The organism is Niallia sp. RD1 (assembly GCF_024219955.1).
Lineage (GTDB): Bacteria > Bacillota > Bacilli > Bacillales > Cytobacillaceae > Niallia > Niallia alba.
The window spans coordinates 1,034,461-1,049,978 of record NZ_CP100420.1 but is presented as its reverse complement, the minus strand read 5'-3'; the positions used below and the strand labels follow the sequence as shown (position 1 = coordinate 1,049,978).

Annotated in this window: 12 protein-coding genes and 1 pseudogene; 7 read left to right on the top strand and 6 right to left on the bottom strand. The window is 35.4% G+C overall.

The window, feature by feature from the left end; genetic code table 11:
- Nucleotides 1-113 precede the first annotated feature (113 nt).
- From NKG37_RS04920 to NKG37_RS04900, 5 genes are all read right to left on the bottom strand, one after another.
- Nucleotides 114-1,118 (bottom strand): LacI family DNA-binding transcriptional regulator, encoded by a 1,005-nt coding sequence (locus NKG37_RS04920; RefSeq protein WP_254415906.1) that lies wholly within the window; start codon nucleotides 1,116-1,118, stop codon nucleotides 114-116.
- Between the two features lie 90 nt (nucleotides 1,119-1,208).
- The gene (locus NKG37_RS04915; RefSeq protein ID WP_254415905.1) at nucleotides 1,209-2,498 is read right to left on the bottom strand and encodes an MFS transporter; all 1,290 of its coding nucleotides are present in this window, start codon (nucleotides 2,496-2,498) and stop codon (nucleotides 1,209-1,211) included.
- On the bottom strand, nucleotides 2,495-3,460 hold the full coding sequence (locus NKG37_RS04910; protein ID WP_254415904.1) for a sugar kinase: 966 nt from the start codon (nucleotides 3,458-3,460) through the stop codon (nucleotides 2,495-2,497). The genes NKG37_RS04915 and NKG37_RS04910 overlap by 4 nt, the downstream gene beginning before the upstream one ends.
- A complete protein-coding gene (locus NKG37_RS04905; RefSeq protein WP_016202619.1) occupies nucleotides 3,447-4,232 on the bottom strand; it encodes a sugar phosphate isomerase/epimerase family protein in 786 nt (261 codons plus the stop codon). The genes NKG37_RS04910 and NKG37_RS04905 overlap by 14 nt, the downstream gene beginning before the upstream one ends.
- Before the next feature lie 293 nt (nucleotides 4,233-4,525).
- Entirely contained in the window at nucleotides 4,526-5,890 is a 1,365-nt protein-coding gene (locus NKG37_RS04900) for an MATE family efflux transporter (RefSeq protein ID WP_212117760.1), read from the bottom strand.
- Between the two features lie 369 nt (nucleotides 5,891-6,259).
- Between NKG37_RS04900 and NKG37_RS04895 the strand changes: the two genes are divergently transcribed.
- Together NKG37_RS04895 and NKG37_RS04890 are read left to right on the top strand one after the other, a co-directional pair.
- Complete coding sequence (locus NKG37_RS04895; protein ID WP_101729939.1) at nucleotides 6,260-7,465, top strand: MFS transporter; 1,206 nt, start codon at nucleotides 6,260-6,262, stop codon at nucleotides 7,463-7,465.
- A 479-nt stretch (nucleotides 7,466-7,944) separates the two neighbouring features.
- A complete protein-coding gene (locus NKG37_RS04890) occupies nucleotides 7,945-8,964 on the top strand; it encodes a PTS sugar transporter subunit IIC (protein ID WP_016202616.1) in 1,020 nt (339 codons plus the stop codon).
- A 51-nt stretch (nucleotides 8,965-9,015) separates the two neighbouring features.
- Here NKG37_RS04890 and NKG37_RS04885 read toward each other — a convergent pair whose 3' ends face one another.
- Entirely contained in the window at nucleotides 9,016-9,702 is a 687-nt protein-coding gene (locus NKG37_RS04885; protein WP_254415903.1) for a hypothetical protein, read from the bottom strand.
- A gap of 296 nt (nucleotides 9,703-9,998) precedes the next feature.
- Here NKG37_RS04885 and NKG37_RS04880 point away from each other — a divergent pair, with 296 nt between their 5' ends.
- The 5 genes and pseudogenes from NKG37_RS04880 to NKG37_RS26025 all read left to right on the top strand — a co-directional run bounded on the left by NKG37_RS04880 (nucleotide 9,999) and on the right by NKG37_RS26025 (nucleotide 15,515).
- Nucleotides 9,999-11,357: an FAD-dependent oxidoreductase gene (locus tag NKG37_RS04880; protein WP_254415902.1), complete on the top strand. Its 1,359-nt coding sequence runs from the start codon at nucleotides 9,999-10,001 to the stop codon at nucleotides 11,355-11,357.
- A 105-nt stretch (nucleotides 11,358-11,462) separates the two neighbouring features.
- Nucleotides 11,463-12,071: a DNA-3-methyladenine glycosylase gene (locus NKG37_RS04875; protein ID WP_254416367.1), complete on the top strand. Its 609-nt coding sequence runs from the start codon at nucleotides 11,463-11,465 to the stop codon at nucleotides 12,069-12,071.
- 99 nt (nucleotides 12,072-12,170) lie between these two features.
- Nucleotides 12,171-14,084, top strand: a complete 1,914-nt coding sequence (locus NKG37_RS04870; RefSeq protein WP_254415901.1) for a BglG family transcription antiterminator — start codon at nucleotides 12,171-12,173, stop codon at nucleotides 14,082-14,084.
- Between the two features lie 170 nt (nucleotides 14,085-14,254).
- Nucleotides 14,255-15,359: pseudogene (locus tag NKG37_RS04865) on the top strand (PTS sugar transporter subunit IIC).
- A 30-nt stretch (nucleotides 15,360-15,389) separates the two neighbouring features.
- On the top strand, nucleotides 15,390-15,515 hold the full coding sequence (locus tag NKG37_RS26025) for a hypothetical protein (protein WP_302183208.1): 126 nt from the start codon (nucleotides 15,390-15,392) through the stop codon (nucleotides 15,513-15,515).
- Nucleotides 15,516-15,518: the final 3 nt, after the last annotated feature.

Here is a 15,518-nt window from a genome sequence, read left to right as displayed (position 1 = left end):
TTTCTTTTATTACTAAACCGGTTTAGTAAAAATCAAAAAAATAATAAAGCGAGGATTGTCTAAGAAGCGTTGTTCTATTCTAGAAGGAACGCTTCACCAATTCCCGAAGATCTTCAAAGCTTCTTTATCGAGGATTGTCTAACAATCAATTCACATGGATAAATAATTTTTTCTGCTTCATAATGATCCTTATTAATTTGCTTTAAAAGTATCTCCGTAGCCTTTCTTCCCATTTCAAAAGCAGGCTGTGCAATCATAGTCATTGGGGGATTGGAAAGGTGAGCAAAAGGAAAATTATCAAAAACAATCAGAGAAACATCTTCAGGAACGCGAAGTTGATTTTCCTGTAAAAAGGCTAATGTCTCTAAAAACACTAAATCATTCCCTGCTAAAATAGCCGTCGGTGGATTCTCTTTCTGAAAAAGTTGGCTTAATTCTGTCTTCACATTTGCTATTTCAGAACTAATGATATAGTCATTACATATGTCTATCGAGAATGTTTGCAACGCTTTCTTATATCCTTCAATTCTTTCCTTTCTTGTTGAAATGGTTAATGGCTGTGTTAAAATAGCAATATTTGTGTGTCCATTTTCCAAAAACAATTTGACAGCTTGAAAGCTAGATTCGACATTCGTTGAAAGGATAAAAGGAGCGTCTATTTCAGGAATCTCTCTATCCATAAATACAACTGGATAGTCTTCCTCGATCATTTTTGCGTAAACATCAATGTTTTGCCCTGTTGGAAAAATAATAAGCCCATCTACCTGCTTCGCACGTAACGTTTCTATATATGTTTTTTCCTTCGTAGGATTATTATCAGCATTACAGATGATCGCTTGATAGTCATGCTCAAAGCAATAATCTTCAATGGAACGGCAAATTTCCGTAGAAAAACGGTGTACAATATCTGCAACAATAATTCCAATCATGGATGTTTTCTTTTGTTTAAGGCTGCGAGCAATATAATTTGGATGGTAGCCTAGTTCTTCTATTGCACCCTTAATTTTTTTCCTTGTGTCTTGACCCATGTACTCATATCGTTTATTGATATATTGGGAAACGGTGCTTTTGGAAACACCAGCATATTTTGCCACATCTGCCATGGTTACTTTCGCCATTTGTTTTCCTCTCTCACACTTTAATAGATTCTTTTCTAGTATAAAACAATCTATCCTTACATGGAAAGGGAAAGAGGAAAACGCTTAAAATTAGTCGTGTAGTGGTCGATGTGTTAATTTAGATTTATTTTTAATCATAGGCTTTTCATTTTTCGTCGCAATGATAGTTAAAATAGCCGACAATAATAAGGAGATTGCCATGAAATTATAGGAAGCTCCAAAACCACCTGTTAAATCATTTAAATAACCAACAATGTAAGCTCCGGCAAAAGAACCTAATGCTCCCATACTGTTTATCAATGCCATTGCACCACCAGAGACATTTCTAGGAAGTATTTCAGGAATAATAGCAAAGAACGGACCATATGGTGCATACATTGCTCCCCCTGCGATAGAAAGGAGAATAAAGGATAACCAGAAATTACTTGTTCCAATTAAATAAGAACCATAGAAGCAGATTGCTCCAATTAAAAGAAACGGATAGACGAATAGTTTACGATTTTGATATTTATCAGAGAAGTAAGAAACCGTTAACATAAGAATACAGGCTAATAGATAAGGAATAGATGCCAGCCAGCCAGTTGTTACAATGCTTGCATTTGGCGCTGAGTTAATAATCGTTGGCAGCCACATCACAAAGCCATAGACACCTATGCTCCAAAGGGCATATTGAAGACTAAGCAGGATAACAGTCTTAGATTTAAAAGCTTCTTTATAATCTTTAACAGGCTTAAGTTCCTTTTGTTCTTCTAATAATGCTTTGTTAAGTGCTGTTTTTTCCTCTTTGTTCAGCCATTTTGCATCTTTTGGATGATCATTCACTAGTTTCCACCATAAAAATGCCCAGATAACGGCAGGTAAACCTTCTAAAATAAACATCCATCTCCAACCGAGCGATTCCAAAATATAGCCTGAAACGATACTCATCCATAAAACCGTTGCTGGATTTCCGAGTATTAAGAATGTATTCGCGCGCGAACGTTCTGCTTTTGTGAACCAATGACTTAAAAATACTAGCATGGCCGGCATAACAGCGCTTTCTACTACACCGAGGCTAAAACGTATAACGAATAAAATTTTTACGTTTGAAATAAGTCCTGTTGCTGTTGCTAATAAGCCCCAAAGAATTAAGGACCAAAAAATTAATTTTTTAGCACTTTTATTTTCTGCATAATGGGCGCCTGGAATTTGAAAGAAGAAATATCCTAGGAAAAATAGCGCTCCTAGTAGAGAAGAGGTAGCGGCAGTAATATTTAGATCCTCAGCTAAGCCACCTGCAGCACCAAAGCTATAATTTGCTCTGTCTAAATAAGCTAAGCTATAGGTAATAAAAACAATCGGGATAAGGCGAATCCATCTTTTTTTAGAAAGGGTATTCATATGTTTACACTCCTTTGAGATTGATTGTTTATATAATGAAGCAGTTCATGCTTTTCTGGATATCCGGTATTGTCACCAAGAGATTGAACAGCTAACGCTCCAATAGCATTTCCTCGTTGTACAGACTTCTCGATAGAAAGGCCTTCTAATAAACCACTAAGAACACCTACTGCAAATCCGTCACCTGCTCCAACTGTATCGATCACCTTTTCGACATGGTAGCCATTTATTGTTCCCTCTTCGTTAGGTGATTTAAAATAGGCACCTTGTTTGCCAAGTTTAATGATTACTAATTCCACACCAGCATCTAAATAGTAGGAGGCAATATCACTAGGTGTTTTATAACCGGTTAGTGTTATGCCTTCCTCTAATCCAGGTAAAACGTAGTTAGCTTGTTTAGCGAAGGAGTTAATAGTATCAACCATTGCCTTTTCTGAATTCCAGAGCTTCGGTCTTAGATTTGGGTCAAAAGAGACTTTTTTAGCATGGCGTCTAAAATAGGATAAAGCATGTTGTGCAAAATCTCTAGTGTCGGAGGATAGGGCTAATGGGATGCCTGTCATATGCAAATGCTTAGCTTTTTGAAAGTATTGCTCATCAAAATCTGCAATACTTAAATGACTAGCGGCAGAACCCTTTCGAAAATATTGAACTTCTGGGTCTCCTTGCGTTACACGAGATTTTAATTGAAATCCTGTTGGGAAATGGTTATCTGTTATGATCTGGTCGACATGAACATGATTTTTTTGAAGTCTTTCGATAATAAATTTCCCAAAGGCATCAGCACCTACCTTACTTACAAAGCTTGCATCGAACCCTAATTTAGCTAAACCAATTGCTACATTTGTTTCTGCCCCCGCCAATTCCATTGTAAAATGCTGTATCTCATGTAATGGACCACAAGAATCGGCTATAAACATGGCCATTGCCTCACCGAACGTAATAACATCAATTGATTGCATGCGAATTTTCCCTCCCTTGATTGGATTGAACAATATCTATATATTTATTAATTTCCTCCATCGATTTCTCAAGGGAAAACTCCAGTGCTCTTGGAATGGATGCTGAGATACCTTGATCTATCCTTCGCCAATCAGCAGTTTGTTCAGGTGGTAAGGGCACAGTAAAAAAAAGATTATCCTGCTTAACTACATGCTTTAAATGGAAATAGAAAATATAAGGATGGAAAATTTGAAAAGCTTCATAAGCATCTTCTTGTTGGAAAGCCCAATTACCAATATCAAACGTCATCCGTATTTTTAACCCTAGGATAGAAGCGTTTTCAAAAAAAGATGCTAGTGGCTGTATTTTTCCACCTTCCACTGTTTGGTCGTTTTCTACTAATAAAGAGACGTTAGGGTATTTCTTTAGAATTTTCCCTAATGCTTGTAGATCTGATTTCTTCTTATCATAATGCCCAAGTGGAAGCTTCACCCATTGGGCAGAGAGAAAGTTGCTTTCTTCCAAAACAGTATGAAGTGCCTGTTCGTTTACAGTGCCTAAGTTATTCCATACGGGAATGGGGGCGGAGTAAACGGTATATAAGTCAGCTTTGTGAAGAATAGGTTGGATATTTTGCAGGACAGGTAGCAAATCTTCTTCCTTTATTAATTCCCTTCTAATTTCTATTCCTGTTGCCTTTGATTTTCCAACGATCGAAATAGCTTGAAGCAAATCTTTCATGGATATTTTTTTATCAAAAAAGGAATTTAAAGGGATATATATAGCAGACATTTCACTATCACCTCTCATAAAACGATTTAGTAAACCGGTTTAGTTGTATTGTAAGTTGTATGAAAGCGCTTTTCAATACTTAATTTAAATTTTTCAATAATTAGGAGAAAAGTTGGGGAAGGTTAATTTGCGAAAACTATTGGTTTATTCGCGAAAAGAGGAAAGATATTCGCGAAAACATTTAAGAAATTCGCGAAAAAGAAGAAAATATTCGCGAAAAGCACAATTTATCAGCCAAACCAAAAAAGGTCTATGTAAAAGACTCTTTTACATAGACCTTATAAAAAATTTCTTTATGCATGACTCTTCATGGAACGATTAACTTTCACTCGCTCCCAAGGCTTTGATTTCCAACGTCTAAAGGCAAATATGCCTCTAAACCATTCGTCTAGTCCTTGAGCAAGCCAAATACCGAGTAGACCTAATCCTAATGTAATCCCTAGTGCATAGCTCAATGTAACTGCGATTCCCCACATAGAAATAATACCGATTATTACAGGGAAACGGACATCTCCAGAAGACTTTAAGGAACTCATTAAGACAATGTTCATTGCTCTTCCTGGTTCTGTAAAGACAACTGCCCACAAAATAGGTAATCCAATAGCGATAATTTCGTAGTTGTTCGTGAATAGCTCTAAAATTGGCTGACCGATAAATGCCATCACCAGTGCGGCAATTAAGGAGACTATCATGGCAAGTCTAAGTGTTTTAATGCCACGTTTTAGCGCACGATCAAACTGCTTTCCACCAATATAGCGGGCAACAAGGAGTTGGGTCCCTTCAGCAATTGCTAAAGTAAATAAGTAACAGATCATCGAAATATTACTAATATAAACCCTTGCTGCTAAGGAAGCATCTCCAAGAGAAGCAACGATGGCAGTAATCATCAATTGAGAAAATTGATACGACAAATTCTCCCCAGCAGAAGGAATACCGATATATAACATATCCCGTATATCCTGTTTATTCACTTTGATAAAATCTTTTACTTTAAAAGTTAAAGCGATTCGCTTGTAAACTAGATAAAGCAAAACGAGCACGGCAAATGATCTGGCAATAACAATCGTCCAAGAAACGCCGACAACACCTGTAATAGGTAAGCCAAAAATTCCGAGAATACTAATGGCATAACCCAATACGCTGATTACATTCATCAAAACACTAACAATCATGGATTCTTTTGTAAAACCGTGGCTTCTTAATACAGCGCTAAGTGCAAGTGAGAGAGATTCTAAGAAGAGGGACGCACCACATATACGAACAAATATTAATCCGTATTCTAATACTTCACCGCGGATATCAAATAGTTGTAATAAATGTTCACCGAAGACAACAACGAGGGCTGCTATTATCATTCCAAACCAGAAGTTTAGACCAACTGCCGAACGGGCAAACCTTCTAGCTTTATGAAGCTCATTAGCTCCTAGTTTTTGTCCAATCAATATCATAGCAGCGATAGAGGTAACATTAAAGACAAGGATAAAAATTCCAAGAAGTTGATTGGCAACCCCGACTCCTGCAGCAGCGCCATCTGAATAATGGCTGAGCATTAAAGTAGCTGTTACTCCCATTCCCATGTGTAAAGCAAGTTCAATAAACAATGGCCAAGATATATTAAAAAGAGACTGATTTTGTATTTTAGTTGTTGAAACGCTCAACAGTTAAGCTCCCCTTTACATTTAAAAATAACAAACATAAGAACCATTTTATGCTTATTTAAAAGAAAGTAAAGAGAAAAACAATATATTTTTTAGGAAACTTTTCAAAAATCTTGAATATAGTAATAGTTGCGCTTTTTTCGTTATTTTTCTTGGGATTTTTTAGAGGTAATATTCATAACTTCCCATAATTAGACTTCGAAATATCGATGTTCCATTGATTGTTCATTTTGTTACTGTTTTTCTCGATAATAAAAAACATTTAAAAAACAGTTAAAATGTAATGATTAGTGTCATGACAAGTGTTATTATAGTAGATAGTTTTCATAAATATATGATCAGTGGGAAACATAAGGAAAAAATGGGAGGATAGCAATGAAAAAAGAAATATCACAAAGAAAGATTCTTGGCATAGCAGGACTAGGATGGATGTTCGATGCGATGGATGTTGGAATGCTTTCATTTATTATTACTGCTCTTCAAGTTGATTGGGGATTAACTGGAAAAGAAATGGGCTGGATTGGCAGCATGAATTCGATAGGAATGGCTGTTGGAGCGCTTGTCTTTGGAGTAATGGCAGATAGAATCGGAAGAAAACATGTGTTTATGATTACGTTATTATTATTTTCTATTGGTAGTGGGCTGTCTGCTTTTACCACTTCGTTAACTATCTTTTTAATCCTGCGTTTCTTTATTGGAATGGGACTTGGTGGAGAATTGCCAGTAGCATCCACACTTGTTTCTGAAAGTGTGCCAAAGGAAAAACGTGGGAGAGTAGTTGTATTACTTGAAAGTTTTTGGGCTTTTGGGTGGTTATTAGCAGCTGTTATTTCCTATTTTGTGATTCCAAAGTATGGCTGGCAAGCAGCACTTTTAATTAGTGTACTCCCAGCTTTTTATGCGATTTATTTGCGGTTGCATTTACCTGATTCGCCGAAATTTTTAAAAGTGGAAAAAGAGAAGAAGTTAACAATAAAGGAAAGTATGCAAGCGGTATGGTCAAAAGAAAACCGGAAGCAAACAGCGACATTGTGGATTCTATGGTTCTGTGTCGTATTTTCCTACTATGGAATGTTTTTATGGCTTCCAAGTGTAATGGTTTCGCAAGGTTTTAGTATGATTAAGAGCTTTGAATATGTATTAATCATGACATTAGCACAATTACCAGGTTATGCAGTGGCAGCCTATCTAATTGAAAAAGCCGGAAGAAAGTTTGTACTCGTTTTATTTTTAGCTGGGACAGCCGGAAGTGCATTTATGTTTGGGGTAGCGGACAGTACAGCAATGCTGCTTACAGCAGGAATCCTTTTATCCTTCTTTAATTTAGGCGCATGGGGTGCTCTTTATGCTTATACACCAGAACAGTATTCTACAAAGGTTCGTGGAACAGGTGCTGGGATGGCAGCAGCAGTTGGAAGAGTTGGAGGAATCTTAGGACCGCTATTAGTTCCTTACTTAACAGCTCAAAATGTATCAATACCTACTATTTTTACTATTTTTTGTATTGCTGTATTAATTGGTGCTGCAGTAGTTCTCTTTTTTGGAAAAGAAACAAAGAATATAGAAATCATTTAAGAGTGGTTCGCCACTCTTTTTGTTAAATATTCTGACAAAACTTCAATTATTAAAAGAATATCTATTCTTTCCTTCAAATTGATTTTATTTCACCTAAATAATAATCATTTCCCTCAAAAAAAGAAAAAAAACCTTTCATTATGCTATTTATGATAGCGTTTTATTATATTCTGAAATAAAATAGTTATTTACATTTTCAGAATATTGGTGATATTATAACTAAACAATAATTAACCGTTTAGGAGGAGCATATCATGAAAATCAAAGCAAATACATTACTAATTATTATACTCATATTATGCTCTTAGGATTAAATAATCCCTTTTTATCATAACGGGAATTGTTTAGTCCAGTTTTTGTTTATTAAAACAAGGCACTAAACAGTTTGTAAGGTTTGACGGTGCCTATCCAAATATTGGACAGGTTTTTTTGTTTTTATTGATAGGATGATTATTTTTTAAATAGAGGAGAAGACAACGATGAAGAATAAAGAATATTTCATGGAACAAATGTATAAAGCCTCAGCAGGAATGTCTAATGCCGTACTTGTAACATTAGGAATGGGATTGCTATTAGAATCGATCGGAAAAGCATTTGGCTGGGATGTATTAATCCAGATTGGTGGAGTAGCAAAGGTGTTGCTTGCACCTGCATTTGGAGCAGGGATTGCCTACCAGTTAGGTGGGAACACATTAGTGATTTTTAGTGCAATGGTCTGTAGTACGATTGGGGGAAATGCTTTACATGCAACAGATGCAGGGATGGTATTAGTTTCTGGACAGCCAATTAGTGCTGTGCTAGCTGCAATCGTCGCAACATATGTTGGTAAATGGGTTAATGGAAAAACTATTTTAGACATGGTAGCAATTCCAGCGGCAGCCATTTTTGTTGGAGGAATCGCAGGAGTAGGATTAGCAGCAGTAACAACGCCAATGCTGGAATGGATTAGCGCACAAATTACATCTTCTGTTCAAGGCTATCCACTAGTGGCACCAATGGTTATTTCACTAGTATGGAGCATTCTTTTAATGACTCCGGCATCATCAGCTGCTTTAGCAATTGCATTACAAATGGATCCTGTTTCAAGTGCAGCGGCGTTAATCGGTTGTACCGTACAATTTGTCGGATTTACAGCAATGTCTCTTCGTCAAAATGATCTAGGAGGATTTCTTGCACAATCAATTATTACACCAAAAGTGCAGTTCCCGAATTTAGTGAAAAATCCATTATTAATCATTCCGCCTTTTGTGGCAGCAATCATTTGTGCACCAATTGCTACACTAGGATTTGGATTTACTGCAACTTACGAATTAGCGGGATTAGGATTAAATTCCTTAATTGCACCGATTAGCGTTCTAGCAACACAAGGACTGCACGGATTTTTAATCTATGTTGCTGTAGGCATGGTACTTCCAATTGTGATTACGTTACCTCTTTATTATGTTATTCTTCGTGTAGGTTGGGCTAAAACGGGAGATTTGGCTATGAGGGTACAATAAAGTTAGTTATAAATCGAGTAGGGAAGGCTAGGTGCCTTCCCCCTGCTCGATTTATTTATTAGGGATGAATTTAATCTTTTCTAATTGGTACATCTTATCCTTAAAAGTATATGTAATATGAAAATCACCTACGTATCCACCTGCTGGCGAAATAGTCGCTCCTATAATAGCAGTCAATTTATTATCCAAAATTTCGATTTTACTTATATTACTAATTGATATATCTGGAAATAAGTCTTTCGAATTAATCCCTATTTTATCTATTTTTAAAACAGTTTTTTTAGTTCCTATATTAATAATTGCTTCTGTTTTTGTTAATTTTGTTTTGACATTTTTTAAAATAATCGCCATTGGATTATCCACAAGTATTTCTTTATAAGAGTTACCAAGATTGGTTTTAATTTGATGAAATACATGAACATTTTGTTTTACAATATCATTTCCATACCCTGTTGTTAAAACAAAAATTAGTTCCTTTTTTCCATCTTGATTAATGTCTTTATAGAAAGTATTTGGCCAATAAGTCTGATTTGATACATTAAACCAAAACGGGAGATACTTGTCACCACTTAATAAGTGTAACCTAAAATTTTCTAACATCCCTTCTCTTTCAGTAGCATACAAATTAATTCCTGCTTCAGGTAGACTCTCGACAAGTATTTCTTCTGTTTTATGTTGATTTGTAACAATTTTAGAAATACTCTTTTCAACTGCATAAGTTTCTAATGGAATTAACATAAATAATATTACAAAAAGCACCGTGAATTTTGTTAGTAACCTCATATTTATTTCTCGCTTATTTTTTATAATATTATTCCAAACAATTTATCCTTTATCCATTAAGGGCTTTGATTTTGGAATAAATTCCCTCGTTTTTTCTTGTGAATTTGATCACAAAATAGTTGCATTAAGAAATATTCGATGTATAATAAAGGTGTGAACGAAATGTGAATTGCATCACAATATATGTGATTTTTTTCACTAAATAAGTGAAGTTTTTCACATATAATCTATTACAAAGGAGTTTTTGAACGATGAAAGTAGTTGTAATTGGATGTACACATGCTGGAACAGCAGCAGTAAAGACGTTAGCAAATTTAAATAAAAATATAGATATAACAGTTTATGAAAAAAATAATAATGTTTCCTTTTTATCTTGTGGTATTGCTTTATATGTTGGTGGCGTGGCGAAAGATGCGAGTCAATTATTCTATTCTTCACCAGAAGAGCTAAAATCCCTTGGTGCAACTATGCATATGGAGCATGAAGTATTGGATATTGATACAGTAAACAAACAAGTACGTGTGAAAGACTTAAATACAGGAGAAGAAAAGATTGATCAATATGATAAATTGGTGATGACAACAGGATCTTGGCCAATTATTCCACCAATTGATGGCATTAATTTAGATAATATTTTGCTTTCTAAAAACTATAACCAAGCAAATGAAATTATTGAGCGATCCAAAAACGTAAAGAATGTCACTGTAATTGGTGCTGGATATATTGGTGTCGAGTTAGTGGAAGCATTTGCGTTAAATGGAAAAAACGTGACGTTAATTGATAGTGAAGATCGAATCTTAAATAAGTATTTAGATAAAGAATTTACTGATGTCGTAGAGGCTGAATTTGCAGAGCGCAATATTCATTTAGCTTTACAACAGACGGTAACAAAATTTGAAGGAAATGAACAAGGAAAAGTAACAAAGGTTTATACAACGAAAGGCGAATATGAAACGGATTTAGTTATCTTATGTGTGGGATTCAGACCGAATACCCATCTGTTAAAAGGAAAAGTAGATTTACTGCCAAATGGTGCGATAAAAATTAATGAATATATGCAATCAAGCGACCCTGATATTTATGCGGCAGGTGATAGCTGTGCAGTTAATTACAACCCTACAGGAGAAAAGGTATATATTCCCCTTGCGACAAATGCTGTGCGAATGGGTACATTGGTAGGACATAACATAGCTGGGCAGCCATTAAAGTATATGGGAACACAAGGAACTTCTGGATTGCATATTTTTGGATTAAATATGGCATCTACTGGCTTAACAGAATTGACTGCTAAGTTTAACGATATTCCTTATGAAGTAGTAGAAGTAATTGATAATGATCGTCCAGAATTTATGCCGACATTCCATGAAATTCGCTTAAAAGTACTTTTCCATAAAGAGTCAAGACAAATTTTAGGGGCACAATTAATTTCAAAAGCGGATGTGACACAAATGATGAATACATTATCTGTATGTATTCAAACTAAAATGACGATTGATGAATTAGGATTTATCGATTTCTTCTTTCAACCGCATTTTAACAAACCGTGGAATACATTAAATCAAGCTGGATTAGCAGCTATAGCGAAACAAAAAGAACTTGTTAAGCAATAAGCACTAGGTGAAAAGAATCATCTCTTTTTATAAAGGGATGATTCTTTCTTTTTTGGGGGAAAGAAACGTATACTAGAAGAAATATAATAGGAGAGAGAGACGATGATTGATTATATAAACCAGTCAACAGAAGAAATAGCACGACTACTTTTAGGAAAAAAACTTATTCATAAAACGCCGGCATATACGTATAGTGGTTATATTGTAGAGACGGAAGCCTATGTTGGGATAGAAGATATGGCTTGTCATAGCTATGCAGGAAGACGCACGCCTCGATTGGAATCGATGTATAAGTCAGGTGGAACAATCTATATTTATACGATGCATACCCACCATATGTTAAATATTGTTACAAAAGAAGAGGGAAATCCCCAGGCTGTTCTTATCCGAGCGATTGAACCTTTTGAAGGAATAGAAGGGATGGAAAAGAATCGACAAGCAAATGGAGTAAATGTATGTAATGGACCTGGGAAGCTTACAAAAGCAATGGAAATCACCAAAGCTTTAAATGGTATCTTAATAAATGAAGAATCTTTACGGATTGTAGATGGGAAAGTACCATCCCAAATAATTGAGTCTCCGAGAATTGGGATTCCAAATAAAGAGGAATGGACGTCGAAACCGTTGCGATATTATGTAAAAGGGCACCACTGCGTATCAGGAATGAAAAAAGGCGAGATGCTTTCTGCTGCAGATTATTGGCATTATGGATAATGGATAATTTGTTTAGAAACCGCTTTCTAATAAAAGGCTGATAAGATATGATGGATATAACTATCATAGAAGGGAATTGGTTAAAAGGAGTGAGTGAAATTGTTACCAATAAGACAACAAAAGATACTGCATCAGCTTATGCAGTCAAAGTCTCCGCTTTCCAGTGATTACTTAGCAAATGCCCTGGATGTAACCACGCGAACAATTAGAAGTGATATGAAGGCATTGATTGATACATTAAAAGATAATGGAGCAGAAATAGTACTGACAAGAGGGAAGGGATATGAATTAGTTATTGGAAATTATCATTATTTTAAACCATTTTTAACAAAAATAATGAATGAAAATAACGTAAGTACACCCCTTCCAACGGAACCTGAGGAAAGAGTCGACTATATTCTAAAACGTCTATTATTGGCGGAAGAATACTTAAAAATCGAACAATTTGCTGAGGAGCTTTTTGTAAGTGAATCCTCTATTAAAAATGATCTGAAAGAAGTAAGAAGATTATTAAAAGACTTTAATTTAAATCTAGATAAGAAGCCAAACTATGGTTTGAAAATCAAGGGGCAAGAAGCTAAGCTGCGTTATTGTCTTGCGGCATATGTGTTTGACCAGGATCAAACAGATTGGATACTTCCGAATAAAAAACTAGAAGAAATAAGAAACATTATTATCGAACAAGCAGAAAAGGCATCTATTTTTCTATCAGATATTGGCGTAAATAATTTAGCAACACATATTGCGATTGCCTGTATTCGCATACAAAATGATAATTATGTTTCCATGCCTTTAAAAGAAATGGAGCCTCTTAAAGAAAAAAGAGAATTTACGATTGCCAAAAAGATTGTCTTTTTTCTAGAAAAAACGTTACATGTTACTTTTCCTGAATCAGAAATAGCCTACATAACTATTCATTTATTAGGTGCGAAAATGGTAGTTTACCAGTCTGATAGCAGAGAGAATATGTTAGAAATGATAGAGGAAGACATTTTAGCATTAACAAAAGCGATGCTCCACGAAGTGGAGCAAGAATTGGATCTAGAAATAGCCTATGATGAAGAATTAATTTACGGGTTATGTCTGCACTTAAAGCCTGCTATCAATAGATATAAATACGATTTAACCATAAAGAATCCCCTTCTTGTTGAAATCAAGAAAAATTATCAAATGTCCTTTGATGCTGCTGTTATTATGGGGAAATACTTAAGTAGACATAAGGGATTGGACATTAATGAAGATGAAATAGGTTATTTAGCATTACATATTGGCGCAGCGCTTGAGCGAAAGAAAGCAAAAGGCAGTGTGAAAAGATGCTTGATTGTCTGTGCTACTGGGGTGGCAAGTGCTCAATTACTGTATCACAAGCTTCAGTCCACCTTTGGCAATAAACTTGAAATTGTAGGAACTGCTAATATGTTTACCATCGATAACTATGATCTAAGTACATTAGACTTCATTGTTAGTACCATTCCTATTAAAAGGGAATTAACCATACCTGTTATTGATGTACATACTATTTTAAGAGAGGAAGACATTAGTAAATTAGAGCATATGGTTGTAGATAGAGTTGAAACTACCTTGCAATATTTTTATCCTGACCTTGGATTTTTTCAACAAGAGTATCAAACGAAAGAGGAAGTATTAGCATTTTTAGCAAGAGAAATTATACAGAAGGGGATTGCGCCAGATCATTTCTTTGAGTTAATCATGGAACGAGAAGAGATTGCTCCAACAAGTTATGGAAACGCCATAGCCATTCCTCATCCTCTAAAACCAATCACCGACAGTACTTTTTTATCTATTTGCACATTAAAAAAACCAATTCAATGGGGCGAAAATAAAGTGCAGCTTATTTTCTTATTAAGTGTACAAAAAAAGTACAAGAAAGATATTCAAAAGCTATATCAGCTGCTAGTCAAAATATCAGGAAATGCCTATATGGTGAATCAGCTATTAAAGGTAAAGTCCTTTGACGAATTCAAAGAATGTATTTTAGCTATTGGACAATAGGAATTTATAGAAGGGAAGGAACTCCGGACTAGAGTTCCTTTTTTTGAGTCAGCCATTTCCAGTTTAAGGTGGAAAATAAGTGTATGTAAATGTAAGCGCTTATCCAATAGAATGGAAAACAAGAAATGAAACATATCATTTCCATTTAAATTAGGAATGGAGGTTAATCAATGAGTTTTAAATACAAAGCTACAGAGACCCTTGGAAATGTTGCTTACAAAATAACAAATCAGAAATATATTATGGCCATAAAAAAAGCTTTTGTGACGTTAATGCCTGTCATTATAACAGGGGCGTTTGCCGTTTTAATCGCGAATATGGTGATGGGAACAGAGAGTGGTTTAGCCCATTTTAAAGCATTTGCCTTTTTGGCTGATTACCAGCCAATTATGAAGGCGATCCAATATGCTACCTTGAACTTCCTTACAATTGGGGCCGTTTTTCTTATTGGGATAGAGCTCGGACGGATCAATGGCCATCAGTCGTTATTCCCTGGAATATTAGCATTAATGTCCTATGTTTCTGTTGTTCCAACAACGCTAGAACTGCTTGTTAATGAGAAGAACCAATTAGTGGTTGATGTTTTAGCAAGGCAGTTTTCTGACCCAAAAAGTTTATTCCTCGGAATGATTATCGCCATTGTATCGGTTGAAATTTATTGCAAGTTATCGAAAGTAGATAAGCTGCAAATTAAGATGCCTGATAGTGTTCCGTCAAATGTTGCGACTTCGTTTTCAGCACTAATTCCTTCTATTTTAACTGTAACGATTGTTGCTACTTTTGGATTTCTTTTTTTCAAAGTTACAGGGATTTATTTATATGAAGCAGTATATAACATTGTACAAAGACCGTTAGAAAGTGTCATGCAAGGACTGCCAGGAATTCTGATTCTTATGTTTGTGGCCCAATTTTTCTGGGTGATTGGTATTCATGGAAATCAAATGGTAAAACCGATAAGAGAACCACTGCTGCTGGCATCTATTACTGTTAATATGACGGCATTCCAAGAGGGAAAGGAAATTCCTAATATTATCTATTATTACCCCGCTGATTACAGGGACAATCGGTTATATTGCTACAGTAACTGGATTTGCTGCTAAGGCTGTCGTCATGGTTCCTTGGACGACCCCGCCCATTATTAATGCATACCTATCCACGGCCGGAAGTATTGGAGCGGTTATTACCCAGATTATTTGTATTATCGTATCTGTTCTAATTTATTTGCCATTTGTATTGATTGCTAATAAGGCTCCTGCTGTTCCAGAAGACGAGTAATTTAATACGGGAAGGGAGGAAGAGATAAATTTGACAATCGGATTGTATAAGATAGACGCTGTGATTCCTCATTTCTCCTATCCGGCCAATACTTGTGAGATGGTCTATGATGGATTATTAGGAATCATGAATTTAATAGTTATTTGTGAAGAGTAAGGA

Bases quoted from the DNA above. Each gene is read 5' to 3' on its own strand.
- NKG37_RS04910 (WP_254415904.1), bottom strand. From the start codon at position 3,460: ATGCAATCAATTGATGTTATTACGTTCGGTGAGGCAATGGCCATGTTT.
- NKG37_RS04905 (WP_016202619.1), bottom strand. From the start codon at position 4,232: ATGTCTGCTATATATATCCCTTTAAATTCCTTTTTTGATAAAAAAATA.
- NKG37_RS04915 (WP_254415905.1), bottom strand. From the start codon at position 2,498: ATGAATACCCTTTCTAAAAAAAGATGGATTCGCCTTATCCCGATTGTT.
- NKG37_RS04890 (WP_016202616.1), top strand. From the start codon at position 7,945: ATGAAGAATAAAGAATATTTCATGGAACAAATGTATAAAGCCTCAGCA.
- NKG37_RS04920 (WP_254415906.1), bottom strand. From the start codon at position 1,118: ATGGCGAAAGTAACCATGGCAGATGTGGCAAAATATGCTGGTGTTTCC.
- NKG37_RS04885 (WP_254415903.1), bottom strand. From the start codon at position 9,702: ATGTTAATTCCATTAGAAACTTATGCAGTTGAAAAGAGTATTTCTAAA.
- NKG37_RS04880 (WP_254415902.1), top strand. From the start codon at position 9,999: ATGAAAGTAGTTGTAATTGGATGTACACATGCTGGAACAGCAGCAGTA.